Raw genomic sequence first — 26,634 nt, 5'->3', positions numbered from 1 at the left:
CAATTTATTGGCAGGATACTGTCTAACATGTTTTGCCAGAGCCGCTACACAAAATAATGTACGATATCAGTTGAAAAATGTAAATTGCTGTTATACGACTTTAGTGCGCACTGTGAGCGGCAAGGGTGAGGAGCCCGTGGCCAGGAGGAGGCGTGAAAAATGGGAGGACAGAATGAGACGAGATCAAGGAACTGGCATGTCCCTGCCGGCGAGGCGTCTGACAGCCAGCCTCATGCTGAGTGGCGCGATCATGCCATTGAATGCGCTTCCGGCAGTCGCACAGGAGGCTACCGGCCAAGCCCCGTCGCTCGCGGCAATGGTGGAGGCGGGCAGCCTGCCGCCCGTGGCGGAGCGCGTCGGCGAAGAGCCTGAGGTGGTGGAGCCGCTGAACGCCATCGGGACCTATGGTGGCGACCTGCGCATTGGCTTGCGGGGAAGTTCCGACCACAACCACATTCTGCGTGTCGTCGGACCTCAGGGCCTCGTGCGTTGGGATCCCCAGTATACCGAGATCGTGCCCAACGTTGCGGAGCGCTTCGAGGTCGAAGACGGCGGCCGCGTGTTTACGTTCTATCTTCGCGACGGGATGAAATGGTCGGACGGCGAACCGTTCACGGCCGATGATGTGCTGTTCAACATCGACGACCTTGTGCTGAATGAGGAGTTCGCGCCTACGCCGCCACGCTACACCTCGGGCGGTGAGCCGATGCAGGTCGAAAAGGTGGATGACTACACCGTACGCTTCACCTTCAAGGAACCCTATGGCGACTTCCTGGCAGAACTCGCCAGTCCGCTGGGGCAGCATCCGGTGCTCTACGCCAAGCACTACTGTTCACAGTTCCTGCCCACCTACAACGACAATGTGGATGAGCTGATCGCGAAGAACGAAGCCACCGACTGGCAGAACCTGTTCCTGCAAAAGTGCGGCGACCTCGAGATCCCGGCTCGCTGGGGCAATCCGGAGCGCCCGACGCTGGATCCATGGGTGATCAAGGAGCCTTATGTCGGTGGTACGACGCGTGTCGTGCTGGAGCGCAATCCCTATTTCTGGCAGATCGATACCGAGGGTAACCAGTTGCCCTACATCGACCAGATCGTCGCGCCGATCGACCAGGATGTCGAGAGCCTGATCCTCGGTGTCATCGGCGGGCGGATCGATTTCGGCCTCAGGCACATTGATCCGCCGGCGAACCGGCCCGTACTGGCCGAAAACCGTGAGAAAGGTGACTACCACTTTTTCGCTGCGGAACCGCCCGGTGGCAGCAATATGATCATCAACCTGAACCTCACCCATAAAGATCCCGATCTGCGGGAGCTGTTCAACAGGAAGGACTTCCGGGTCGCGCTCTCCCTCGGCATGGATCGCCAGGAGATCATCGACACGGTGATGCTGGGCGAAGGTGAGCCGTGGCAGCACGGGCCGTTCGAGGATCATCCATATTACCACGAGCAGACCGCCAAGCAGTTCCTCGAACACGACCCCGAGCAAGCAAATGCACTGCTGGACGGTCTTGGCCTCGAGCGCGGGCCTGACGGCGTGCGCCAGATGCCGAACGGCGAACCGGTGCGGTTCCAGGTCGACGTCATCCCGACGTTCGATCCGGTCTGGGTGGATGCTCTGCAACTGGTCGAGCAGCAATGGGCCGAACTGGGCGTGGACATGGAAATCAACCCGATGGAACGCACGTTCTTCTACGAGCGCACGTCCAACAGCAACGATCACGATGCCGCGGTGTGGAACGCCAAGCAGAGCTGGGTTGCGGGTCAGATTCCCCAGATGCTTGTTCCGGTGCACCATGACAGCCGCTATGGCATTGCCTGGCGGGACTGGTACCTGAGCGGTGGCGAGAGTGGCGAAGAGCCGCCGGCGTCGATCAAGGAACGTCTGCGGCTCTATGACGAGGCGCGTGGCATGACCGATCCGGAAGAGCGCCGCAAGACGATGCTTGAGATCGCCCAGATCGCGGCCGACGAGTTCGAGGTAATCGGCGTGGCCAAAGCCATTCCGACCTACGGAATCGTCAAGAACGACCTGATGAACGTGCCGGAGAAGATGCCGAGTTCGTGGTACTATGCGACGCCTTCGCCGACCCTGCCACAGACGTGGTTCTGGAAGGACGAGTAAGGCAAACCCCTGCGGCGCTACCGAACTGGAAGCGCCGCAGCGCCCACGAGTTCACGCCGGTAAGGTGGAAGGTCGCTTCCGACAAAGGTGACACCGCTTGCTGGACGAGCGGATCGATGGCGCCAGCAGTTGAGCCTCGGGTTCCCTCAGATATCACGCACTCGCTACACCCTGCATTCCTTGACTGACAATCGATCTGCAGGGGCCGGTGCCAACCGAAGAATAATTCCCACGGGAGTTTCCTGATGTTGTTTGCCTACATCGCGCGCCGCATTCTTTGGGCGATCCCGTTCATGTTCGCGGTCTCGCTCATCGCATTCGCGCTGATCACCGCTCCTCCAGGCGATTATCTTACGTCCTTCGCTGCGACGCTGGCCCAATCCGGCGATATCGTGGACGAGGCGAGGTTGGACGCACTTCGTGAACGCTACGGCTTCGATCAGCCCTTCCTTGTCCAGTACTTTCACTGGATCGGCGGTGTCCTTCAGGGCGACTTCGGAATTTCCTTCGAATGGCAACAGCCAGTGGGGCAGCTGATCTGGGAGCGCATGGCGCTGTCCGTTACCCTGGCACTGGCGACATTGATGTTCACATGGGCGGTAGCCCTGCCCATCGGGATCTACTCAGCCGTTCGAAAGTATTCAGTCGGAGATTACTTCTTCACGACGATAGGCTTCATCGGATTAGCCACCCCGAACTTCCTCTTCGCGCTCGTGCTCATGTACGTGGCGGTCGTTTATTTCGGGTCGGATGTATCCGGCCTTTTCTCCGAGGAATACAAGGATGCCCCCTGGTCTCTGGCCAAGATCGGTGACCTTGCGGCTCATATCTGGATCCCGGTGATCATTCTCGGCACCAGCGCGACGGCAAGTCTGGTCCGCATCATGCGTGCCAACCTGCTGGATGAACTGTACCGCCCCTATGTGACAACCGCCCGAGCCAAGGGCCTGTCTGAATTCCGGCTGATCATGAAGTATCCGGTGCGGATCGCGATCAATCCCTTTATCTCAACGATCGGCTGGGCATTCCCGCAACTGATATCAGGCGCCGTCATCACAGCCTTCGTGCTTTCGCTGCCGACTTCGGGGCCGCTGATGCTCCAGGCGCTCCTGGCGCAGGACATGTACCTGGCGGGAGCCTTCATCCTTCTGCTCTGCTGCCTGTCCATCGTCGGGATGCTCGTGTCCGACATCCTGCTCGCGGTGATCGACCCGCGCATTCGTTTCCGGTGACCCTCAATGACTGCTGAAATCGACATCGACCACCGCGCTTTGGAGCAATCGCCGGAGGATTTTGCGTCTCAATGGCGTCTGATCTGGATTGCCTTCCGCCGGCACCGCCTGGCCATGACCGGCGCGATAATCGTCCTTCTGTTTTATTTCGTGGGCGCCTTCGCGGAGATCCTCGCTCCATTCGATCCGAACGCGACCTCGTCGGCGGATATCTATCATCCGCCGCAAATGATCCACCTGATCGACAGGCATCCCGACGGCGGCTGGTCCTTCAATCCCCATGTCACCGCCCTGACGGCGGAGCGGGACCCGTTCACGCTCCAGACCACCTTCACGGAGGATCCTGACCGCAAGATCTACCTGGACTTTTTCGGCAAGGGCGATCCCTACCGTCTGTGGGGCATCATTCCAATGGAGCGACACCTGCTGACCACGGAAGACCCTCAGGAACGCTTCTTCCTGATCGGTGCCGATCGCCTGGGGCGCGACATGCTGAGCCGGACGATCTATGGCACGCGGATATCCATGTCCATCGGCCTCATCGGCGTCAGTCTCAGCCTCGTGCTCGGACTGATCCTTGGAGGGATCTCCGGCTATTACGGCGGCCGTGTCGATATGTTGATTCAAAGGGTCGTGGAACTGGTGATATCTCTGCCGACGATTCCGATCTGGCTGGGACTGAGCGCCGCGCTTCCGCAGGATTGGTCGCCGTTGACACGCTATTTCGCGATAACCGTCATTCTTTCGCTGGTTGCCTGGACGGAACTCGCTCGTGTGGTCCGAGGACGTTTTCTGGCCCTGCGAACCGAGGACTTCGTCACGGCGGCGCGGCTGGACGGTTGCACGCGGGGAAGGGTGATCTTTCGCCACATGATGCCGTCGATGGTGAGCCACATCATTGCCTCCGTCACTCTGGCGATCCCGGTAATGATCATCGCGGAGACATCGCTTTCCTTCCTGGGGCTTGGCCTGACGCCGCCGATCATCTCATGGGGCGTCCTGTTGAAAGAAGCGCAAAACGTCCGGTCGATTGCCCAGGCGCCCTGGCTCTTCGCTCCGGGTGCTGCCGTATGCCTTGCGGTACTCGCCCTGAATTTCCTGGGTGACGGTCTGCGCGATGCCGCCGACCCTTACGTTCAGGACAGCCACTGATGAGCAAGACAGCCATGAACTCCGAAGCCAACACAACGGTTCTCGAACTCAAGAACCTGACGACCGAATTCGTCACCAAACGCGGCGCCTTTCGCGCGGTGGATGATGTCTCGCTCGAGCTGCACGCCGGCAAGACGCTTTGCGTCGTGGGTGAAAGCGGATCGGGAAAGAGCGTGATGTCGCGCTCGATCCTGCAGATCGTCGATCCGCCCGGCCGTGTGACAGGCGGGCAGGCGCTGTTGCACCGGCACCGCACGGCGCGCCGCGGTGCTGAGGAAGAGACGATCGACCTGTTGCGGCTCAATCCCAAGTCATCGGCCATCCGCAGCCTGCGCGGGCGCGACATCGCCATGATCTTTCAGGAGCCGATGAGTTCGCTCTCGCCGGTTCACCGGATCGGCGACCAGGTCGGCGAGGCGATACGCCTGCACGAGCGGGTCTCGAAAAAAGACGCGCGTGAGCGGACGGTCGAGCTTCTTCGCAAGGTCGAGATCCCGCGCCCGGAGAAGGCCATCGACCAGTTCCCCTTCGAGTTCTCCGGCGGCATGCGGCAACGGGCGATGATCGCCATGGCGCTCGCCTGCAACCCGACCGTCCTGATTGCCGACGAGCCGACCACCGCGCTCGATGTCACGATACAGGCCGAGATTCTCGATCTGATCCGGTCGATCCAGGACGAGAGCGACATGGCGGTCCTGTTCATAACCCACGACATGGGAGTCGTAGCTGAAATCGCCGACGAAATCGCCGTGATGCGCTTCGGCAAGGTGGTCGAGACGGGAGACGTCTACGAGATCTTCGAGGATCCCAAGCACCACTATACGCAACGGCTGCTCAACTCGGTTCGCGAGCTCGATCACCCCTCCCAGCGGCGGCTGGCCATGCGCGAGACTCGCCCGGTGGGGTCGCCATGCCTCGTGTCGGACAATGTCCGCAAGGTATTCGGCGCGGGCTCGAGCTGGTTCAGGGGAGAAGTGAAGGGGCTTGTTGCCGTTGACGACGCCGACCTGGAGCTGCGAACCGGCGAGAATCTCGGCATCGTCGGCGAAAGCGGGTCGGGCAAGACCACTCTTGGTCGCTGCCTGCAGCGCGTGCACGATGTCACGGCCGGGCGGATCCTTTACACCGATGAAAGCGGGCGGGAGCTCGACCTCGCCCCGATGAGCGAAAATCAACTTGCGCAGCCATGGCGCGACATCCGCACCGTGTTCCAGGATCCGTTTTCCTCGCTCAATCCGCGCATGACCATCGGCCAGATCATTGCGGAGCCGCTTGTCGTCGAAGGTAAGCTTTCTGGGCGTGAGATACGCGAGCGCGTCCATGAACTGCTCGACCTCGTCGGACTGCCGCGCTCGGCCTACATGCGCTATCCGCATGCGTTTTCGGGCGGGCAGCGGCAACGCGTGTCCATCGCACGAGCGATCGCGCCGAACCCGCGCATCATCATCGCTGATGAGGCGACTTCGGCCCTCGACGTGAGCTTGCGAACCCAGATCCTGGATTTGCTTCTCGACCTTCAGGAAAGGCTCGATCTGAGCTTCATCCTGATCAGCCACGATATCGCTGTGATCCGCTACTTCTGCGATCGCATCGCCGTGATGTATCGAGGCCGCATTGTCGAAACCGGCGAGACCGAAGCGGTCTGCACCGCGCCGCAGCACGAGTACACCAGATCGCTGCTGTCGGCCGTACCGGTGGCCGACCCGCGCGCGCGGGGACACAAGCAACGTCTGCGCTACTACGAAACCATCTGAGGGCCTGTCGTGAAGATAACCGAAATCAAGACTTACCTGATGCAGGTCGGCTCACGTCCGGGCCTGCCTGCCGGAGACGGATCGTTCCGCGGCTCGCGCAACTGGTTGTTCGTGAAAATCGAAACGGACGAAGGCGTTTGCGGTATCGGGGAATGCTCGGGCTGGCCGCGCGTGATCGAGCGGGCGGTGCAGGACTTTGCCACCATCCTCATCGGTGAAGACCCGCGCGACATCGACCGGCTGTGGCACCGCCTCTATGTGGGAGCGATGGGGCACGGCATGACCGGCACGGTTGGCGGCGGAGCCCTGACCGGCATCGAGATGGCACTTTGGGACATCAAGGGCAAGGTGCTCGGCCAGCCGATCTGGAACCTGCTGGGCGGCAAGTTCCGCGACACGATTCCCGTCTACGGACATGCCAAGACGCCGGAACGGGCGCGTGAACTGATGGAGCGAGGCTACAGCGCGGTGAAGGTCGGCTTCACCGGTGGTGTGGATCTCGATCTGGTGTCGTCGATCCGCGACACGGTCGGTCCGGAGGTCGACCTGATGGTCGATGCCCATGGGCCGTCCTGGATGACAGCCGGCGACGCGATCCTCGTCGGGCGCGAGCTGGAGAAGCTGGATCTGCTGTTCTACGAGGACCCGGTCGCGCCGGAGAACCTGGATGCCTTGCAGCGGGTGCGCGACGCGGTCGACATTCCGCTGGCGGCGGGCGAGCGGGTCAGCACGATCTGGGGTATCCGCCCCTATGTCGAGCGCGAACTGGTGGATGTGATCCAGCCGGACACCGGTCGTGCCGGGGGCATCACCCAGATGCGCAAGATGGCGGCAATGGCCGAGGCTCACTACATCACCATGGCGCCGCATTCCGGCTCGCTCGGTCCGGTGGCAGAGTTTGCGGCCCTGCATGTTCTGGCCACCATCCCTAATGTTTTGATGCTCGAGCGTGTCGAGTTCGACTGGCCGGGCCGCTACGAGGTCGTCTCGCCGGCCCTGACGTCCGAAAAAGGCACCTTGCGCGTTCCCGACGCGCCGGGCCTGGGCGTGGAACTGGTCGAGGAAGAGATCGAGAAGTATCCGAGCAATCGCAATGTGGCGGACATGCCGGCAAACGCGAACGCCTACGAGCCGGGAACCGTGGGCGAATGCGTCTATTTCCAGACCCGACTGCGCCGCCGTGCCCGACTGAGGCTCAAACGGACCGACGAGAGATAGGGGCGCGTCTTGCTCGACACTGACACAAAGCGCCCGCCGGACGGCCGCCGCGTGGTCATTTCGACCCCGGGCGAGGCGGTGCTTGTGCTTTGCGAACTTGATCCGTCGACCGGAGAGCTTGTCCTCGTCGACCGGCAGCCCCTGCCGGGTGTCGTCGGCGGCTGCGGGGGAGTGCCCATGGCGGCCAGTGAAGACGGGCGGTGGATCTATGTGGCCTGGCGCGGTGAGCCCTATCGGCTGTTCAGCTTTGCCGTCGACGGAAACGCGCGCCGGCTGAACTGCCTCGGCCAGGCCAGCCTGCCGGCCAGCATGTGCTACGCCATGGTGTCATCCTGCGGCCGGCGCTTGCTGACCTCGTCCTACACGGGCAGCACGATCGCCATCAGTCCGATCGGGGACGACGGAACGGCGGGCGAGCCGATCATGACGCGGGATGCCATGCATGCCCATTGCCTTGTCGAGGCGCCGAACGGGCTGGTCTATGCCACCAGCCTGCGGGGGGACTGCGTCCAGACCTACAGGTTCGATGCCGGCCGCAACGATCTGAGCCCGCTCGCCCGGCTGGATGTGCCCGCGGGCTCGGGGCCACGGCATATCGTCTTTACGGCTGATGGGAGCCGGGCCTATCTGCTTTCGGAATTCGCGGGCACGCTGACGCGTCTCGATGTCGATCCGCATACCGGAGCACTGGCGATCCGGGAGCGCGTCGCTCTGCTGCCCGAGGGCGAAAAAGCCTGGGCCTCGGAGCTGCGGCTCGGGCCGGACGAACACGTCCTCTACGCATCAGAGCGCCAAACCTCACAGATTTTCGCATACCGCCTCGGCCCCAGCGGAGAGATGCAATTGATAGGCGCTGAACCGGCACCGGAATGTCCGCGGGCCTTCGATTTCGACGCTTCTGGCCGCCACATGATCGTGCTCGGCGAAAAGAGCGGCGAAGCCCGGACCTACCGGATCCAGCCGGACGGCGCGCTCGATGCCGTGTCCCGGCTCCATGCAGGCGCCCAGCCAAGCTGGGTTCTGGCGGCAGCGCTCTGAGACTTTCACCCAAGATCAAGGAAACGACGATGAAAGAGCGCACCCGCGAAAAGTTCATGCATATATCGGTCGCGACGATTGCCACGGCTCTCTTCAAGCGCGGCCTGCGCCACCAGGTGATCCAGGGCGTCCGGCCCATCGGATGGAAGGGCCGCAACATGGTCGGCCCTGCCTTCACGCTGCGCTACATGCCCGCGCGCGAAGACCGCAATCAGATCGACGTGTTTCGCAATCCCGAGCACCTGCAGCGTGTCGCTATCGAAACCTGTCCCGAGGGCCATGTGCTGGTCATGGACAGCCGAAAGCAGGCCGAGGCGGCGTCTGCCGGCGATATCCTCATAACCCGGCTGATGAAGCGCGGCGGGGCAGGAGTGGTGACGGATGGCGGGTTTCGCGACGCTGCCACGATTGCCGGCCTCGACATCCCGGCCTATCACACGCGCCCCTCGAGCCCGACGAACCTTACCAACAACGAGGCCATCGCCATCAACGAACCGATCGGCTGCGGGGACGCGCCGGTGTTTCCCGGCGATGTCCTCGTCGGGGACGCGGACAACGTGATCGTGGTGCCGTCCGAGATCGCGGACGAGATCGCAGACGAGTGCATCGAGATGACCGCCTTCGAGGACTTCGTTGCCGAGCGCGTGGGGCAGGGGGCAACGATCATCGGCCTCTATCCTTGCACAAGGGACGAAAACCGTTCCGCTTACGAGGCATGGCTCGCGGCCAAGGACAGCTCGTATTTCTACCACCGGATCAAGCAAGATGAGCGTTGACACCGCGCGGCAGCCCGGCGGCACCGTTCTTCACCATTTTCGCTGGTCCTTCATCATCACGGCCCTCGGCCTGCTACTTGGTGCGGTCGTCGGCTGGAACGCAACCGGCACGATACGCGGCACCCTCATGATCTTTTTCATCTGTGCGGTGCTTGCCGTGCTGGAGATCAGCCTGTCCTTCGACAATGCGATCGTCAACGCCAACAAGCTCAAGTCAATGACGCCGAAATGGCAGCGGAGGTTTCTGACCTGGGGCATTCTCATCGCAGTCTTTGGAATGCGGATCGTCTTCCCGCTCGCGATTGTCGCTCTCGCCGCGCAGATCGGTCCATGGCAGGCGCTCATGCTGGCTCTTGCGGAGCCTGGCGAATATGCCCGCATCATGCATGGCGCGCATCTGTCCATCGCCGCCTTTGGCGGTGCGTTCCTGATGATGGTCGGCCTCAGCTTCTTCTTCGACAGGGAGAAGGATGAACATTGGGTGCGTTGGATTGAGGCCAGAATGGCCAATGCCGCCGGCATTCGCGGTTTCGAGATCATGATCGTGCTGGTCCTCATCCTCGTCTTTGCCTCGCTGCAGGCAACCGCCGACGATTCCGACGTGTTCTTCGGTTCGGCGATCTGGGGTCTGCTCACCTTCCTCGTGGTTGAAGTGCTGGGGGCGTTGCTCGACAGTTCGAGTGCTGCGCTTGAGGGGGCGGCGAAGGGCGGGCTGGGTGCGTTTCTCTATCTGGAAGTGCTCGATGCGTCTTTCTCCTTCGATGGCGTGATCGGGGCATTCGCGCTGTCGCAGAACCTGCTGGTTATCGCCATCGGCCTCGGGATCGGCGCCATGTATGTGCGCTCGATGACGATCATGCTGGTCGAGCGCGGCACCTTGAAACAATACTGCTATCTGGAGCATGGCGCCTTCTATGCGATCATCGTGCTGTCGATCATCATGTTCGTGCAATCGATCGTCCATGTCCCTGAAATCGTGACGGGGCTGGGTGGCGTGACGATGATCGGCCTTGCATTCTGGTCGTCCGTCCGTCGCAACTGCGCGGCAACGGCTTGAAAGTTGCCGCGTCTGTGCGCGTTGAGCTGCAAACAGGCGACTTGGGGGCAACAACCTCAAGAACTCGTTCGGCGCGCTTTGTGTGTGAATTTTCAGTAATGGTATACTATCTTCGCTATAGCTAGTTCCACGCAAGTTACTCGGACCCGCATGGGCCGTACGAGGCTCCGGACGGAGCGCGCGTGTCCGACAAGAGGAAGATGATGGATCAGATCGCCAAGAGCCCGCAGGGAAATTCAAAGGCCCGGCCGAAGCCCAAGAAGGTTCGTGAACCAGGGTACAGCCGCTTGGCCCACCTGATCCGGGAAGAGATCTTTGATGGGCGGGTGAAGGCGGGAGCCCGGCTGAAAGTGTCCGATATTGCCAAGCGGTATGGGACCAGCACCAACCCTGCGCGCGAGGCGCTTCAGGTGCTCGAGGGCGAGGGCCTCGTCACCATCACGCCCAACCGCGGTGCCAGCGTACGCGAAATCAACGAGGACATGCTTCAGAATGTCTTCGACCTGAAGATCATCCTTTGGGCCTATATCGTCAAATCCTTCGTTGATTTCGCGACCCCGGACGACATTGCCGAACTGCGCCGCCATCAGGAAGACTGCGAAACAGCGGTGCAGAATGGCGACTATGCCGCGTATCACAAGGCCAACGTCGCGTTTCACGATTTCATCGTGGACCATCACTTCAACAGCGAAGCCGTGGCGATCATCCGAAAACATGACCGATGGCTGCAGGCGCTGTCGAAGTCCGATCCGCTGAACCTTGCCCAGATGCGCCGATCCGTTGCGGAACACTGGCGCATTGTCGAGGCGGTGGAAAACGGAGAAACGGAAGAGGCCGCTCGCGCCATTGAGGAGCACCTCGTGAACACCCAGGCCGCCTTTCAGGATCGTCTGCGCAGGAAGCGCCTCAAGAAACCGGCATAGACTACAGAGCCGCAAGATTGAACGCAGTGGCGTCAAAGCGGCTCCGAGTGGCTGCGTTAAAGCCCACGGCCCTCGCCCTTCTGACCTCCTTGGGATCGGTCTGGAGCTAACTGTCTCCTTTGTTGCGAAGACCTGAAAACCGGCTGGCCTTCCTGCGCCTGCGCGCTTGGAACACGCTCCGCTCGAAAAGGTCAATCCGTTCCATTTTATGGATCCCCACCCCATGGTCCATCCGGCGCGGCCCGCCCCGGGGGCCTGTCTTGTTTTATAAAGTTCCGATACTGGCATCGCCGGCAATGTCCTGAGCGCGGCAGGGCACTGGGTGTTGGGGTTGTGCGGACGGTTTCAAGGCGATCCGATTGCGATAACGGACCCCACGGCTTGTTCTTCACTTGAGAATCGCACATTATGATATATAAATAATGTGCGAAATTAGCGGACGGCGCGGCCAGCAAGGACTGCGCAATCCGGAAGGTCGATGCCGGGACTTGGCAGTCCGGGCTTTAAGGCCTGCGACGACCGTTCGGCGAAAATGGCCGTGTCCGATGTGATGCGGGGCAAGACAGGACAGCGCGACGCATGACAGACACGGCAACCATCGTTTCCAGCGACCTTCCCTTTGATGCGGACCAGTGGGCCCGCCTGGAGGCGGCTTTGCCGCCAGGCCGCGTCATCAAGGTCGATACCGGTGACGACGCAGCGGTTGCTGCGGCCCTGGAGGTGGCGGAGATCGCCATTCTGAAAGGAGATCTCGATGAGCGCTTCGTCAACGCACCCGGTCTCAAGTGGGTTCATTGCGACCACGCCGGGCTGACCAAATCGGCGCGGCCGGAAGTTTTCGAGAAAGGCCTGATCGTCACCGGGTCCGCGGGGCGCTCCGGCCCAGCCCTGGCCGAGCATGTGATGATGTTCTCGCTCCTGCTGTGCTCGCGTTACCCGGATTTCTATGAGGCGCAGAAGCGACACGAATGGCGGCGTGTTCCTGAAATGGCGGACCTGCGCGCGCTGTCCGGCCGCACAATGGCAATCATCGGCATGGGACATACCGGCAAGGCCCTGGCGGTGCGGGCGAAGGCGTTCGATATGAAGGTCCTGGGCTACCGGCGCCGCGATGAGCCGACGCCGGATGGCGTCGACAGGATGTATTGCAGCGATCTTGGCGAGGGAATCGACGACATCCTCGATCAGGCTGATATCGTCGCCCTGGTCATCAATTTATCCGATGCCACGCATCACCTGATCGGGGCCGGGCAACTGGCCCGAATGAAACGCTCCGCCGTCCTTGTGAACCTGTCGCGAGGTGCCGTGATCGATCAGGACGCCCTGGTTGAGGCCTTGAGGGAGGGGCGCATTGCCGGCGCCGGGATCGATGTCACAACGCCGGAGCCGCTGCCCACGGATCATCCGCTGTGGGACACGCCCAATCTTCTCATCACGCCGCATTTCACCGCTGCTCTGCCGGACCGGGCCGAACGCTCGCTGAACATGATCGTCGACAACCTGCACCGCTATCGTGTCGGCCGGGAGATGCTCAACCGGATCAGCGAAGAGGACCTGTGGTCGAAAGGCTGACACGGCGGCCGACTGGCTTCGACCTGCAAGTATTCAACCTACAAAGAGGATGTAATCGACATGAATATCGGCTTTATCGGTCTGGGTGTCATGGGGCAGCCGATGGCGCAACACTTGATCGAAGCAGGGCACGAGGTCTTCCTGCATCGCGTCAAGGACACCTCGCAGCATCTCGTCGAGAAGGGAGGGATTCCCACCGGAACGCCGGCAGAGGTGGCGAAAGCAGCGCAGGTGATCATCCTCATGCTGCCCGACACGCCGGACGTGGAGGCCGTTTTGTTCGGCCCCGAGGGCGTTGCGGAGGGACTTACTTCCGGCAAGACCGTGGTCGACATGAGCTCCATATCACCGGTTGCCACAAAGGATTTTGCCAACCGGATCGTCGAGCAAGGTTGTGCCTACCTTGATGCACCGGTATCCGGCGGTGAAGCTGGCGCGCGCGCCGGCACTCTTTCGATCATGGTCGGTGGAACCAGCGAAGTCTTTGACCAAGTGCTTCCGATTTTCCGGCATATGGGCAAAAACATCAATCTGGTAGGCGGAGTGGGGGATGGCCAAACCGCAAAGATCGCCAATCAGATAATCGTGGCCCTCACGATCGAAGCCGTCGCTGAAGGCCTTCTATTTGCCTCCCGGGCGGGTGCCGATCCGGCCAAGGTCCGCGACGCCCTTATGGGCGGATTTGCCTCTTCCAAAATCCTGGAACTGCACGGTGAGCGCATGATCAACCGGACATTTGATCCGGGTTTCCGTATTTCGCTTCATCAGAAAGACATCAATAATGCACTTTCAACAGCAAGGTCATTTCGAATGTCGTTGCCCTCTACGGCCCTTTGTCAGGAACTCTTCAATTCCTGTGCAGCGCAGGGACATGGAGAATTGGACCACTCGGCGCTGGTGAAGGCACTGGAGACGATGGCCTCGCATGAGATCGGGACAGGCCGGGAATAACTTGCCGGGAAGAGGGACGGGAAGAGCTGCGGTCTTATACGGAAGTGAAATCGATTAACGTCATGCCGAAGTGGGCTCCGAATGGGAGAGCGGGAGACTTTGAGCATTTTGGCAAGGTCGAGTTCCGTGAGATGTGCACGTTTCTGCATCCCATCATCGGTTGCGGCTTTGCGTCGCCAGGATCTCCTTGATAGCAATGTCCAGGTCTTTGGCTCTGCTCCTCACCTTCAATACACGGACATCGTTATCGACGTCCGCCGAAGGATGGGCCATCCCATAATCAACAGGTGAGTGGTCTGCCGCTGGTAGAGAGCTCACATATGCTCGACAGCACGCATCTCTTTGCCTGGCTCCTCGCAAGATATCTTCGCGCGATAGGCATCGGCGAGATGCCCGATATGTTCACCAAGGCAAGAAACCGCCAGGCCTGTATCCTTCACGCGGCAGGCTTCGATGATCGAGATGTGTTCGCTCATGGAGCGCGCCGCTTTTTCTTTCATGAAGATAAAGAGGTGGGTGCGCAGCGCCTTGAGCGGTGACATCATGCTATCGTACGTTCTGACGATCGACCGGTTTCCCGGGCTCTCAACAATCGCATTGTGAAAATGATAGTCGCCCAGCGTATAGCCCAGAGTGTCGTTCGCATCTACGGCGCGCTGCATTGCGGCGCAGGACCTCTCCAGCCCCAGCATCAGGCCATCATGATTGCGTTCGATGCCCAGGCGCAGGGCCGCGGTCTCTATGATTGCGCGGTGCTCGCAAAGCTCATCAACGATGCGCAAATCGGGGGTAAATACAAACGTTCCCCGCTTTGGCGAGATCGTCACCAACCCTTCCGACTGCAATGCGGCCAAAGCGTCCCGCACGGGTGAGCGGCTGACACCAAGGGCGTCGGCAAGGCGTTGTTCCGAGAGCTTCGAACCCAACGGCAGTTCACCGGAAATGATGGCGTCACGGATCTTTTCAGCGGTCACTTCCAAGAGCGACTTGGGATGGTCAATTGGCTGCATCGTATAATGATCCGTCTTTAGCCAAGGAATATTCGAAGCAAAATTGGGAGTCAAGCTGACATGTTACATACTGTATGGTACTTGACTGAAAAACTACCATGGTAGATGGTAGGCCTATGTTGGTATCGGGATATGGAGCGTTGAATTGACTGCAGACACGCCGATCAAGGGTCCGACAAGCATCGTGAACGCGCTTCGAGAGGTCGTGGGTGAAGCCAATGTTCTGACCTCTCTAAATGAAGCTGCCGCCTATTTGACGGACTGGACCAGGCAATTCTCCTCGGAGGCCCTCGCCGTTGTTCGTCCCGGCTCGACCGATGAAGTTGCCGAGGTCGTCAGGATCTGCAGCGCGCACAACATCGCGGTTGTCCCGCAAGGCGGCCGGACCGGCCTGTGTGGCGGAGGCGTTCCGGTGGCGGGTGATCCGTCGGTCATTGTGTCCTTGACGCGCATGAACGCCATCCGGTCCCTCGACGAAACCGGCCGGACCGTCGTTGCCGAGGCCGGCGTCGTTCTCGAAACTTTGCAAGATGCGGCTCTGACCAACGGGCTGATCTTTCCTCTCATGTTCGGCGCCAAGGGCAGTTGCACCATCGGCGGCAACCTTTCGACGAATGCCGGCGGGTCTAACGTTGTCCGCTATGGCACGACCCGCGAGCTGTGCCTTGGGATCGAGGCCGTGATGCCGGACGGGTCGGTGATCAATGCGCTGACGGGCCTTCGGAAGGACAACACGGGGTATGATCTCAAGGATCTTCTGATCGGTGCGGAAGGTACGCTGGGGATCATCACGGCCGCCGTCTTCAAGCTGTTCCCGGCGCCGAGCGCCCGCGCGACGGTGTTCCTGTCGGCCGCCTCGCTCGAGTCCGCAATCGCGGTGCTGAACCGCCTTCAGGATCACACCGGAGGAGGCGTCGAAGCCTTCGAATACATGCCGCAACCAGCCGTGGATGTCATAAGGAAAGTGTTTCCGGACATCCGCAGCCCACTGGAAAACCCGGCCGAGACCGGCATCCTGGTCGAAGTCGCCTCGTCCCGTCCCGCTGACGCGGAAGAAATGGAAGACGGCAGCATCCGCTTGAATTCGGACGTGATGGAACTGCTGGCAGACTGCATGGAAGAGGGGCTTGTCCTGGATGTCATGGTGGCCCAGTCGGAGCAGCAACGCAACGATTTGTGGCGAATGCGAGAATCGATCCTCGAGGCGATCACCGAGTCCGGCCCGGCTTATCATCTGGATATTTCACTGCCGCTGGCTCAGATAGCGCCCTACGTGAATGAAATGGACGCCCAGATGGCGCAGCTTGGATTTCAACCTTTGACGGTCGGGCATCTCGGCGACGGCAATCTCCATTATGCTCTTTCCGCAGCCGAAGGACGTGTTTGGGAGGAATTGCCGCTAGAAGGCGCCAAGCAAAAGGTTTTCGCCCTGCTGACCAGACTGAACGGATCGTTCAGCGCCGAGCACGGGATCGGGCAGAGCAAACTGCCGGTGATGGCCGCATTGAAAGAGCAGACGCAATTGGCGGCCATGCACGCCATCAAGAGGGCGCTCGATCCGTCCAACACGATGAATCCCGGCAAGCTCCTGCCGCCGGTTTGATCCGGAGGTCCAGCAACTGCTTTGAAGGTTCTCTGCGGCATCTCGTGAGGGAAGAAACGCTCCACGCCAGCCAATGCCTGGAGGAAACCGAGTCCGGGGCCAGGCTGCAAGCGTCCTGGAGAGGTTTTGAAGGAACAGACGATGTCAGATCAGAAAGAGTACATGCACCAATCCATCGCGCAAGCGGTGCGCGATCACGGCATCGGGACCATGTTCGGATTGGTGGGGGACGCCAATCTTTTCATGGCAAATCACTTTGTCAACGGATGCGGCGGAACCCTGGTTGCCGCCGTCCATGAAGGCGGCGCTGTCCTGATGGCCCAAGCCTACACACAGGTTACTGGAGACGTCGGGGTCGCGACGGTGACCCAGGGTCCCGGCCTGACCAACTGCTTCACCGCCTTGCGCGAAGGGGTGGTTGCCCGCCGCCCGATGGTTCTCTTGTGCGGCGATACGCCTGTCACCGCCCCGTTTCACCCCCAGAACATCGACCAGAGAGAAATCGTCAAGGCCACGGGCGCCGGCTTCGAGCAGGTGCAATCTCCGGAAACGGCGTCGCGGAATGTCGCAAATGCCTTTTACCGCGCCCGCAAGGAAAGACGTCCCATCGTCGTGAATATCCCGTCCGACTTCATGTGGGCGGAGGTCAAACATCAAACCATTGTCTTGCCTCCTCCGGAGACGCTGACCGTCGTGACAGAAGGTCCGGTGCATGAAGCGGCTATCGGAATGATCGCCTCGGCAAAACGGCCATTGATCCTGGCAGGCGCGGGGGCGGTTTCCGCCAGGAACAAGCTCATCGCGCTGGCCGAGAGACTGGATGCACCGCTCGCCACCACGCTGAAAGGCACCGGGCTCTTCTCGGGTCATCCCAACAATATCGGCTTTTTCGGCACGCTGAGCACCGCGGCCGCCTATGACGTCATCGCCGCCGCCGATTGCGTCATCGCCTTTGGCGCATGGCTGCATTTCCTCACCACGGATCGAGGCGAGTTGCTCAAGGGGAAGCGCGTCATTCAGGTCAATAACAGCCCGTCCGACATCGGCGCATTCTACTACCCCGACGCCGTTCTGGTCGCGGACGCCGGGCAGACCGCCGACAACATCCTCTATTGGCTGGACGAAGCCGAAATTCCACCTTCGGGATTCGCGAGTGAATTGCCGCCCGGGGATGTTTCGGCGCATCCCAGGGGCGACCCGAAGAAGTCCACCAGTGGCTGCATCAACTTTGAATACGCCCTCGACCGTCTGAACGAAACCCTCCCCGAGAACCGGATCATGCTCACCGATGGCGGGCGGTTCATCACTGAGGTCTGGTGCCGCGTGGCCGTTCCCGATCCCAACAGTTTCCACATGAGCGACAATTTCGCGGCCATTGGTCAGGGTATGCAACAGGCAATCGGCGCCGCCCATGGCGCACCGACACGCCCGGTCGTGCTGTTCACCGGGGACGGCGGTTTCATGATGGGCGGCCTGAACGAATTCAACACCGCCGTGCGAACGAACTGCGATTTGATCGTCATCGTCTGCAATGACTCCGCCTATGGGGCCGAACATGTCCAATTGCTGGACCGTCAGATGGATCCTTCGCTGACGGAATTCACCTGGCCGTCTTTCGCCGAAATGGCCAGATCACTGGGCGGAGAAGGTCTGGAAGTGACGTCGCCCGAGGATCTGGAAGTTGCAATAGAGGCAATCCGCGCCCGGAAAGGCGCGATTGTCGTGGAGCTGAAACTGGACCCGAACAACGTCCCACGGATGCGAATGTGAAATCTCGCCTTCTCCGGCCAATCAGTATGGTCTTTCCGCACCTCGAACCTGTTGCATTCCGATTTCCCCAGCGACTGGTCGCCCCAAAAGATCGGCGCTGGATTCGGGAGCAACAGAAAATGTCAGTCCAGCCGGAGAGTAGCGGCGTAGCTGCCGGCACGGCGTTTCAAGGAGCATGAAGCCGTTCACTGTCCAGGTTTGCCTACACCCCAGAGATCGTGATCGTCTTTAGGTCCTCGGCGATTTCAGCCGGACCGGAGAATACCGTGTCCAAGTCGGCCAAGACCTTGTCGTGGATGCCATCGCCGTCCATGTGCACGCGGAAATGCGTCAGCACCAAGCGCTTCACCCCGGCAGCCTCCGCCATACGCCCGATCTCGCTCGGAGCCGGGGTCAGGGGGATCATCGCCGGATGCGCCTGCTCGCCGTCAAGCCGGTAGCACCAGTGCAGCAGCAGGTCGGCCCCGGTACAGATCGAGGTCAGGGCGTCGCAGGCACCGGCATCGCCGGAATAGACGAAGCTCGCCCCGTCCCGGTCGACGCGGAAACCCATGCAAACCAGGTGTGGCTGGGCATGGGGGACCTCGCAGGACGTCAGTCGCCAGCCGTCGCCTTCGAAGACGAAGCCGGGCCGGATCTCCGTCACTTCGGGAGCGGGCCAGGGCCGGGGCAGGGTGCCGCCGCGCGCTTTCCAGACCTCCTGGCTCGGCAGGAACCTGGTTCGAGCGCGGAGATCGTGCGACAGGACTCCTTCGGCGCCGAAATACTGTTCGGTGATCCGGGCGATCGGCGGCGGGCCGAAGACGCGGAGGGGCGCGCCGCCCTCGTCCCAGGCGGCATGGACCAGCCGGGCGTAGTCCATCATGTGGTCGCTGTGCAGGTGGGTGAAGAAGAGATGTGTGACATCGGAAGGCTTCCGCCCGGTGCGCACCAGGTTGTCAAACACCCCGCCGCCGCAATCGAACAGGATCACGTCATCGCCAGCTTCCAGCAAATATCCGGAAGAGGCACGCCTGGCATAGGCCTCGGGCGAACCGGATCCCAGGATCGTGAGTCTCATTGGGCGACATTGGGCGGCGGCGTGGCGCCGGGCGCGCCGAGCCGGAGCGCCGCATCGCGTCCGCCATAACGGCGGACCAGCGCCTCCTGGTCGGCAAAGGCCTGGGCGTTCACGACCTCCGGGTCGACGATTTGGCGCAGCTCCTCTTCCAAAGCGCAGAGCGTGGCGGCATGGGCCGGGTCAGGGGCGAGGTTCACGCTTTCCTCGGGATCGGCCACGAGGTCGAAAAGCTCGGACTCAAAGCCAATATAGTAGTTCAGTTTCCAGCGGCCCTTGCGCAGCATGAACGCGCCGGAGACCGATCCCGCGGCGTGATACTCGCTGAAGACCGTCCGGTCGGAATCCTCCGGCGCATCCGCGATGGCAGGCAGCGGGGCGCCGTCACAGGCGAAGTCCAGGCCGAAATGCGCCGGAATCGTCGCCGAAAGGTCGAGCAGGCTGACCGGAGTGTTGCAGATGCCGGGCGCGACGCCGGGGCCGGCCATGATGAGCGGCACGGCGACGCTCTCCTGATAGAGGTTGGACTTCCCCCAGAGGCCGCGGGCGCCGACATTGTCGCCGTGATCGGACGTGTAGACGACCGTGGTGTCCTGGACGAGGCCGGCCGCTTCCAGCGCGGCGAGTATCTGCCCGATATTATGGTCGAGCCAGGACGTCAGGCCGTAATAGCTCGCCATGGCGCGGAGACGCTCCGCTTCGTCGTGGAACTTGGCCTCGGAGTCCATCATCGCGTTCTGCTTCTCGACCCAGGGGTGCCGGGGATGGCCGTCGCGGGGATGGAGTTTGGCCGGGGGCAGCGAGTCAAGCGGGTAGAGATCGTAGAATTCCTGCGGGACGATCAGCGGAAAATGCGGCGCAACGAGCCCGACATAGAGGCACCAGGGCCGGTCATCTTCCGAACGCGCGCGGTCGGAGAGCCAGTCGCCCGTGCGTCGCGTCACTTCGGCATCGTACTCGGTGTATTTGCTGGTGCCCGGGCCGATATAGTCGCCCAGCATCCGCGAATCCTGCGTCACGCGCTCGTCCTCCTTGCGGATGGAGGCCCACACCATGCCGTGTCCGCCGACGACGTTCATGGGAATATGCTCGACATCGAAGCCGGCCGGGTCCTCCTCGGACCGGTAGTGCAGCTTGCCAATCGATTCGACGGGCACGCCAGCCCCCTGCAGCGCGTGGCCCCATCCGGGGATGGCGCCGTCATAGGGCGTGGCGTTGTCCCAGAGCCGGGTGCGGTGGACGTAACGGCCGGTGGCAAAGGAGGCGCGCGCAGGGACGCAGATGGGTGACGGCGTATAGGCGTCGGCGAACCGCACCCCGCGCGCGGCCAGGGCGTCGAGATTGGGCGTTTGCACAAAGGGATGTCCCGCGCACCCCATTGCCCGCGCCTGGTGCTCGTCGGACATAATGACGAGAAGGTTGCGTCCGGTCATTATTCGAACTCCGTTAATTCTGCCGCTTCTTCCAGCTTGTCGAGGGCCGTGAAAAGAACGCGCAGCTCCTCGGCGTCGAATTGGCGCCTCAGCGATCTCTGCCGCGCCTGCATGACCGGGAGAGTGGATTCGTAGAGCCGTCGACCCTTTTCGGTGAGATGCAGCTTCTGCACCCGCTGGTCGTGCGGATCCTGGCCTGTCGCGACGAGGTCATCTTCCACCAGCTCCTTGAGCTTGCGGCTGAAAAGGCCCTTGTCGATCGCGGCAAATCTCTTGATCTCAGAGGCCCGCACCGGTCCATCGGCATTTCCGAGATGCGCGATGATCCGCCATTGGGTGACACCGAGCCCCGCTTGCCGGTGCAGGAGCCGCGTGGACTGTGCGTTGAGCTTCGCCTGCACGCGCGAGAGACGATAGGTCAGGAATCGGTTCAACGGCAGGTCGTCCTGCGCGTCCCAAGGCTCATTCGCATTAATCACTGGTTCGTCCATGGGGTCCATTCTGGCGGCATTTAGTTGACTGGTCAACTTTTTTTGTTGACCAGTCAACAAATTTATGGCTCACTTCGGAAGCAATCAGGGAGGAGCACAATGAAACGGATAATCAAAGCCGCGCTGGCGGCTATCGGGCTGACCGGACTGGCCAGCGGCGCGGTTGCGCAGGAAGACTGGACCCCGCCGGGACCGATCAAGCTGATGGTGGCCTTCGCCGCTGGCGGCGGGGCGGACACCCAGGCCCGGCTGATCGCGGAGGAATTGGAGGCCAGGTACGGCTGGAGCTTCATCCCCGAGCAGGTCACAGGCAAGGGCGGGCTGAACCTGGCCAATGCGATCAAGGACGAGCCGGCGGATGGCAGCGTCATCGGCATGGTTGTGACCGAAACGTTGGGCTACAACATGCACGCAGCCGACGCGGGTATGACGCCCGAGGATTTCACACCGATCGCCACCACGGCCGGATTCCAGATGGGCATCGTCTCGCGCACGGAAAAAGGCTGGGAGACCTTCTCCGATGTGGTCGAGGCTGCAAAATCCGGCGAGGACGTGCGGTTCGGGGTCATGAGCGCGAAGCTTGCGGACCTCGCCTATCTGCTCGGCCAGGCGCAGGGTGTCGACTTCAACATCATCCAGGTCCGAGGCGGCCGGGCGGTGATGGACGGCGTCAATGCCGGCGACATGGATCTGGGCTTCATGGCCGGAATCCAGTCCAAGGGTGTCGCGGCCGGAGATCTCGTCAACCTCGCCTCCGGCCTCTCGTCGCCGCTGGAGCAGAGCCCGGACGCACCGAGGCTCGCGGACCTGGGCGTCGAATTCCACGCCGACGGCTATTTTGCCTTCATCGGCCCGGCCGGGATGCCGGACGAAGCCCGGAACGCGATCGCTGCGGCGATCGAAACGGTGGTCACTCAGGAGGGCGGCAAGGCGAATCTCATGATCAGCAATGCCTTCGACAAGCCCATCGTGATCACAGGTGACGAACTGTCGGAGTTGATCGCCGCCGAGTACGAGCAGGCAGGAGAGCTGCTCGAGGCCGCGTCCAAGTAACCGAAACCGGACCCTGCCGCATGGCGGGGGCCGATTGCTCTCCGGCAGAAAGCCCGGTTCCATGATATCGCCCTTTCGCAGCCGCACGGACACTTGGCTGGCGCTCTTGTGCATAGCCATCGCCCTACTCGCCGCATTGGCCTGGATTCCCGCCGACAGCGGCACCGGGATCACCGAGCAGGCGCGGCGGCGGGTGACCATCGGCGACGCGCTCGCCCCTACCATCGCCGCCGGAGTCATCCTGCTCGGAGCTCTCATGACGTTGTTCGGGCGACGACTGGAAGGGGTCGGGCTTTCGCTCCGCAACCTTGCCTTTCTCGGCCTGCTGCTTGCCTTCTTCGCCATCTCTTTCGCGCTCATGCGCTGGACCGGCCCGGCGGTTGTAGCGCTGGCCGACGCGGCGACGGGGCAGGAGCTCTCGTACCGCGCGCTGCGCGACACCGCCCCCTGGAAATATCTCGGTTTCGTGCTGGGCGGCGGAGCGTTGATCGCGGGGCTGATCGCGGCCATGGAAGGGCGGCTCAGGTGGCGCACCGTGCTGATCGCCCTGGTCGCGGTGGTGCTTCTGGCAGCGCTCTACGACCTGCCCTTCGATGACCTTCTCCTGCCGCCCAACGGAGACGTCTGATGGAGATCGCCGACTATATCTGGATGGGGATCCTGGCGGTGTTCCAGGGCCCCGACCTCGTCTCGCTGGCCGGATACGGTATCCCGGTGACGCCGGTGATGATCCTGCTGGGCTTCCTGCTGGGCATCGTGGTGGGGGCCACGCCGGGCTTGGCCGGGCCGATGGCAATGGCGATCTCGCTGCCGATCCTGATCTCGATCTTCGGCTTCACGCCCAGCGCACTGCTGCCGGTGCTGGGCTTTCTGATCGGCGTGATGAAGGGTGCGACGGTGGGCGGCGCAGTGCCGGCGATCCTGTTCAACACGCCTGGCACGCCCGACGCCTACATGACCACGCTCGACGGTCACCCGATGGCGCTGAACGGACAGGGGGGCAAGGCGCTCAGGGTGGCGCATTTTTCCTCCGCCGCGGGCGACACATTCTCGGACATCATGCTGATCCTCTGTGCGCCGTTCCTCGCGGTGATGGTGGAGGCCTATCTCGACCTCCCTGAGAAGACGGCACTGCTGATCCTGTCGCTCGCCTTCATTTCCTCGGTGATCGGGCGGTCGGTGGGCAAGGGACTGATCTCCATGGGTCTCGGCTTGCTGGTCGCCTATATCGGTACTGGAGAGGATTTTTATCCTCGCCTCAGCTTCGGTACACGGACGCTTGCCGAGGGGTTCCCGGTGGCCACGGTGATCCTCGGCGTGCTGATCCTGGGAGAGGTCTTTCGCAGTTTCGAGGATCTCTGGATGGAGCGCCGGCAGACCCGCCCCGCGCCCAGCGTGGAGCCGCGCGGCGACCAGCGCCTTCACTGGGCCGACATCCGGCGGCTCGCGCCCTATATCGGGCGCTCCGCCTTGATTGGCACGGCCATCGGAGCGCTTCCCGGCATTGGCTCGACGCTCGCGGCGATGCTGGGCTATGCAGCGGGTGGCCGTCTGCACGCGAAGCAGGGCGGCGCGAGCACCCCATTCGGCAAGGGTGCGCCGGAGGGCGTCGCCGCGACGGAGGCCGCGAACAGCGCCGTCTCGGGGGCCAACCTGATCCCCGTTCTCTCGCTGGGTATCCCGGGCAACGCCGCCGCGGTCTTCCTGATCCTCGCGGCCGACAGCATCGGCGGCTTCAATCCGGGCCCGTCGGTCTTCCGCTGGAACCCTGACGTGGTGAACCCGGAACTGGTGATCGCCTTCGGCCTGTTCACTGCGATGATGTTTGCGAACCTGTTGAACTGGACCATCGGCGGCGTTTTCATGCGATCGGTCGGTGTGATGTCCAAGGCTCCCAAGCACATCCTGATGCCCATCGTCCTGCTTCTCACGCTCACCGCGATCTACGTGGAGGAGGCGAGCATGGCGGCCATGTGGTTCGCGGTGGCATTCGGCATCCTGGGCTACCTGATGCGGCGGCTCGACCTTTCGCCGCTGCCCTTCGTGATCGCGTTTATCCTGGGCGGCAACCTGGAACAGACGGCGCGTCAGGCCTTTGCGGCCACCGGCGGCGACCCGTTCTTCCTGTTCACCAGCCCGATCGCCGCGGTCTTCATGGCCCTGGCGGTAACCGTGGTCGCCTTTTCGTTCCGAGGCGCGCGGGCGGCACCCATTTCACCGCCTGCAACACGTTCCTAATGCTCTGACAGGGAGCAGGTAAGATCCGGGTGGCCGGAATCTCTTAGGCGACTTCGGAATCGCCCTTTTCAAAGTCGAGGGCAGTGCGCGAACCAGGGCGAGCTCTGCCCGGCACGGACGCCGGGCAGAGTTGCATTTCGGCGCGTTTCATTTGAACGCCGGAAATGTTTATACCGGGCTAACCGAGGATTCCTCTATCTGCCGGCTCAGCCCCATTTCATCTCGCCCTTGGCGACCTTTGCACCGATCTCAAGGGCAATATCCAGACCGGCATCGGGGTAGCGCTTTTTCATCGCTGCGATGAGCTCGGCGCTGTCCTTCGCCCTGGCGAATTCTTCCTCATAGGCGATGAGGTAATCGCGGGTGAAGGTGACGCCGGACACGTCGCTCGGCCAGCCCTCGGCCATATGGCCGGGCACGACCACCTTTGGGTTACGCGCGATGATCTCGTCGAGCGCACGGACCCAGGCGGCGCGATCCTCGGGTTTGGGCACATCGGCGATCCAGGGATGCAGCCCGCCGTAGACCAGAACCCCGCCGAACACAGCCTCCAGCGAGGGCACCCAGTGGTAGCGACGGTCTGTCATGTCGGCAATGGTGACGATCTCGATCACCTCGCCATCGACAGAAAGCGTGTTGACGTCGGAGGCCTCGGGGATCACCGCCTCATCCACCGATTGCGGCCCGTTCTCGCCCAGTTGCGGCCCCCAGGCCTCGATCTTTCCGGCGACCTTTTCCTTGATCAGGGCGACCGTGTCAGGTGCGGCGATGATGCGGGCCGCAGGGAAGGCGGCCTTGATCGGGGCCAGGCTGAAATAGTAATCGGGGTCATTGACGCTGACATAGACGGTGGTCAATACCAGCCCTGTGGCCTTGATCGCGTCGGCCACGGCTTGACCGTCCGACAGGGTGAAGCCGCCGTCGATCAGCACCGCTTCGGTGCTGCCCTTGACCAACACGGGCGCTCGCAAAAAGCCGGTGTCGTCGGCCGGAAAGGACTCCCAGGTCAAGGCGGTTTGCGCCAGGGCGGGCAGCGGAGACAGCATCGCAGCGGCTCCGGCGGTCAGTGTGGTTTTCAAGACGGTTCTACGTGTAAACATGAGGATTCTCCACGGTTTTGAGAGGGCGCATTGAAGAGCGAGGATCAGTCCAGCCGAAGCCAGTCGCCCTTGAGGGTGAGGAAGGTCTTGTCGGGCATGGTAATGGCGCCATGCACGATGCCATTCTCGAAATCCTCGACATGGGTGACGGTGACGCCGTCGGCCTCTTGCCAGGTCACCATGAAAACACCGGGGCGGATGTAGGTTGCCTGGTAGCTTTCGGTGGTTGCCACGGCCTCGAAATCATCGGCGTCGAAGGGCGCCCAACGCAGGGTCTTGCCATCGGCATTGAATTCCACGCGAAAGACTGGGTTGCCATAATCGGCTTTGTAGGTATGGCCCAGGGCAGGGAAGGCGGTGTCGGTCATATTGTTGGACGTACCTTTTTGGTGTTTTCTGGCGCTCAGGCGGCGCGCAGAGCCGCGATCAATGCATCGGGTTTGCCGTAGAGCGCGTTCGAACCGACGACGCGAGCCCCGGCCCCTTCGCCCGCAACGAGGGTGGGCACGCCGCTGGCTCCGAAGCGGCGCATCTCGGCCTGCGCGGTTTCAATCCGGCTCTTGTTGAACTTCAGCAATTCCGCGTCGGGTGCGGCAAAGCGCTTGGCGGCATCGCCGAGCCCGAGGCCGGTGAGGACACTGCCGATCACCGCCGCATCACCATTGTCACGTCCATCGACATAGCGGGCGCTCTGTATTGCCGTCAGCGCTTCGAATTCCCGCTCGGGCGTGGTCAGATGCACGGCGCTCAGGGCCAGGTTGGCCGGGCCGGAATCGACTTTTCCAGCCCCGCTTTCCAGAACGTTTTTGCGATAAATCTCGCTGAACGTCTGGCCGGTAAGCTGGGCGATCCGCTGGTCGGCCTGCCAGGCATGGGCCGCGAAACCGGCGTTCATCGGGAAGGCTCCTGCGCCGGCGAAGAGGCCGGAGGGCAGGGCGGTGACGGTGATATCGTCCTGCTGCATCAGGGTTTCGATGGCCGGGGCGGCGCCATAGCACCAGCCGCAGAGCGGATCGAAAAGATAGGTGAGGCGGATTGTTTTGCTCATGGGAGTTGGCTCTTGCTTATGTGGCGAGGGGCG

Annotated in this window: 23 protein-coding genes; 16 read left to right on the top strand and 7 right to left on the bottom strand. The window is 62.0% G+C overall.

What is annotated here, in order from left to right:
- The first annotated feature begins 196 nt into the window (after positions 1-196).
- The 11 genes from ON753_RS00300 (at position 197) to ON753_RS00250 (ending at position 13,798) form a co-directional block, all read left to right on the top strand.
- A complete protein-coding gene (locus ON753_RS00300; RefSeq protein ID WP_377047328.1) occupies positions 197-2,125 on the top strand; it encodes an ABC transporter substrate-binding protein in 1,929 nt (642 codons plus the stop codon).
- A 245-nt stretch (positions 2,126-2,370) separates the two neighbouring features.
- Complete coding sequence (locus ON753_RS00295; protein WP_377047280.1) at positions 2,371-3,357, top strand: ABC transporter permease; 987 nt, start codon at positions 2,371-2,373, stop codon at positions 3,355-3,357.
- A 6-nt stretch (positions 3,358-3,363) separates the two neighbouring features.
- Complete coding sequence (locus ON753_RS00290; RefSeq protein WP_265960552.1) at positions 3,364-4,509, top strand: ABC transporter permease; 1,146 nt, start codon at positions 3,364-3,366, stop codon at positions 4,507-4,509.
- Positions 4,509-6,263, top strand: coding sequence for a dipeptide ABC transporter ATP-binding protein (locus ON753_RS00285; RefSeq protein WP_265960551.1), 1,755 nt, complete (start codon positions 4,509-4,511; stop codon positions 6,261-6,263). Before ON753_RS00290 ends, ON753_RS00285 begins: the two co-directional genes overlap by 1 nt.
- Before the next feature lie 9 nt (positions 6,264-6,272).
- A complete protein-coding gene (locus ON753_RS00280; RefSeq protein WP_265960550.1) occupies positions 6,273-7,481 on the top strand; it encodes a mandelate racemase/muconate lactonizing enzyme family protein in 1,209 nt (402 codons plus the stop codon).
- 9 nt (positions 7,482-7,490) lie between these two features.
- Complete coding sequence (locus ON753_RS00275) at positions 7,491-8,519, top strand: lactonase family protein (RefSeq protein WP_265960549.1); 1,029 nt, start codon at positions 7,491-7,493, stop codon at positions 8,517-8,519.
- Between the two features lie 29 nt (positions 8,520-8,548).
- A complete protein-coding gene (locus ON753_RS00270) occupies positions 8,549-9,295 on the top strand; it encodes a ribonuclease activity regulator RraA (protein WP_265960548.1) in 747 nt (248 codons plus the stop codon).
- Complete coding sequence (locus ON753_RS00265) at positions 9,285-10,352, top strand: DUF475 domain-containing protein (RefSeq protein WP_265960547.1); 1,068 nt, start codon at positions 9,285-9,287, stop codon at positions 10,350-10,352. Before ON753_RS00270 ends, ON753_RS00265 begins: the two co-directional genes overlap by 11 nt.
- Before the next feature lie 182 nt (positions 10,353-10,534).
- Positions 10,535-11,275 carry a GntR family transcriptional regulator gene (locus ON753_RS00260; protein ID WP_265960546.1) on the top strand — a complete coding sequence of 247 codons (741 nt, stop codon included), beginning with the start codon at positions 10,535-10,537 and terminating at the stop codon, positions 11,273-11,275.
- A 579-nt stretch (positions 11,276-11,854) separates the two neighbouring features.
- Positions 11,855-12,847 (top strand): D-2-hydroxyacid dehydrogenase, encoded by a 993-nt coding sequence (locus ON753_RS00255; RefSeq protein WP_265960545.1) that lies wholly within the window; start codon positions 11,855-11,857, stop codon positions 12,845-12,847.
- Between the two features lie 60 nt (positions 12,848-12,907).
- A complete protein-coding gene (locus ON753_RS00250) occupies positions 12,908-13,798 on the top strand; it encodes a 2-hydroxy-3-oxopropionate reductase (protein WP_265960544.1) in 891 nt (296 codons plus the stop codon).
- A gap of 314 nt (positions 13,799-14,112) precedes the next feature.
- Here the strand turns inward: ON753_RS00250 and ON753_RS00245 are convergent, their stop codons facing one another.
- The gene (locus ON753_RS00245) at positions 14,113-14,808 is read right to left on the bottom strand and encodes a GntR family transcriptional regulator (RefSeq protein WP_265960543.1); all 696 of its coding nucleotides are present in this window, start codon (positions 14,806-14,808) and stop codon (positions 14,113-14,115) included.
- 145 nt (positions 14,809-14,953) lie between these two features.
- Here ON753_RS00245 and ON753_RS00240 point away from each other — a divergent pair, with 145 nt between their 5' ends.
- Both ON753_RS00240 and ON753_RS00235 read left to right on the top strand, forming a co-directional pair.
- Complete coding sequence (locus ON753_RS00240) at positions 14,954-16,411, top strand: FAD-binding oxidoreductase (RefSeq protein WP_265960542.1); 1,458 nt, start codon at positions 14,954-14,956, stop codon at positions 16,409-16,411.
- Between the two features lie 141 nt (positions 16,412-16,552).
- On the top strand, positions 16,553-18,181 hold the full coding sequence (locus ON753_RS00235; RefSeq protein ID WP_265960541.1) for a thiamine pyrophosphate-binding protein: 1,629 nt from the start codon (positions 16,553-16,555) through the stop codon (positions 18,179-18,181).
- Positions 18,182-18,383: 202 nt separating this feature from the next.
- Here the strand turns inward: ON753_RS00235 and ON753_RS00230 are convergent, their stop codons facing one another.
- Genes ON753_RS00230 through ON753_RS00220 form a run of 3 tightly spaced genes read right to left on the bottom strand, consistent with a single transcriptional unit; the run spans position 18,384 to position 21,171 of the window.
- Positions 18,384-19,241: an MBL fold metallo-hydrolase gene (locus tag ON753_RS00230; RefSeq protein WP_265960540.1), complete on the bottom strand. Its 858-nt coding sequence runs from the start codon at positions 19,239-19,241 to the stop codon at positions 18,384-18,386.
- Complete coding sequence (locus tag ON753_RS00225; protein WP_265960539.1) at positions 19,238-20,671, bottom strand: sulfatase family protein; 1,434 nt, start codon at positions 20,669-20,671, stop codon at positions 19,238-19,240. The genes ON753_RS00230 and ON753_RS00225 overlap by 4 nt, the downstream gene beginning before the upstream one ends.
- Positions 20,671-21,171, bottom strand: a complete 501-nt coding sequence (locus ON753_RS00220) for a MarR family winged helix-turn-helix transcriptional regulator (RefSeq protein ID WP_265960538.1) — start codon at positions 21,169-21,171, stop codon at positions 20,671-20,673. Before ON753_RS00220 ends, ON753_RS00225 begins: the two co-directional genes overlap by 1 nt.
- Before the next feature lie 90 nt (positions 21,172-21,261).
- Here ON753_RS00220 and ON753_RS00215 point away from each other — a divergent pair, with 90 nt between their 5' ends.
- From ON753_RS00215 to ON753_RS00205, 3 genes are all read left to right on the top strand, one after another.
- On the top strand, positions 21,262-22,215 hold the full coding sequence (locus ON753_RS00215) for a Bug family tripartite tricarboxylate transporter substrate binding protein (protein WP_265960537.1): 954 nt from the start codon (positions 21,262-21,264) through the stop codon (positions 22,213-22,215).
- A gap of 61 nt (positions 22,216-22,276) precedes the next feature.
- Positions 22,277-22,843 (top strand): hypothetical protein, encoded by a 567-nt coding sequence (locus tag ON753_RS00210; protein WP_265960536.1) that lies wholly within the window; start codon positions 22,277-22,279, stop codon positions 22,841-22,843.
- Positions 22,843-24,453, top strand: a complete 1,611-nt coding sequence (locus ON753_RS00205; RefSeq protein ID WP_265960535.1) for a tripartite tricarboxylate transporter permease — start codon at positions 22,843-22,845, stop codon at positions 24,451-24,453. The genes ON753_RS00210 and ON753_RS00205 overlap by 1 nt, the downstream gene beginning before the upstream one ends.
- A gap of 206 nt (positions 24,454-24,659) precedes the next feature.
- On the opposite strand, the gene ON753_RS00200 is transcribed toward ON753_RS00205, so the two are convergent.
- From ON753_RS00200 to ON753_RS00190, 3 genes are read right to left on the bottom strand one after another with little or no spacing between them, the layout of a single operon-like run.
- Positions 24,660-25,553, bottom strand: coding sequence for an MBL fold metallo-hydrolase (locus ON753_RS00200; protein WP_265960534.1), 894 nt, complete (start codon positions 25,551-25,553; stop codon positions 24,660-24,662).
- A gap of 44 nt (positions 25,554-25,597) precedes the next feature.
- Positions 25,598-25,921 (bottom strand): MoaF-related domain-containing protein, encoded by a 324-nt coding sequence (locus ON753_RS00195; RefSeq protein ID WP_265960533.1) that lies wholly within the window; start codon positions 25,919-25,921, stop codon positions 25,598-25,600.
- Between the two features lie 35 nt (positions 25,922-25,956).
- Positions 25,957-26,601 (bottom strand): DsbA family protein, encoded by a 645-nt coding sequence (locus ON753_RS00190; RefSeq protein WP_265960532.1) that lies wholly within the window; start codon positions 26,599-26,601, stop codon positions 25,957-25,959.
- Between the last annotated feature and the right edge of the window lie 33 nt (positions 26,602-26,634).

This window comes from Roseibium salinum, from assembly GCF_026240905.1.
GTDB lineage: Bacteria > Pseudomonadota > Alphaproteobacteria > Rhizobiales > Stappiaceae > Roseibium > Roseibium salinum.
This window is presented reverse-complemented; position numbering and strand designations above follow the sequence as displayed.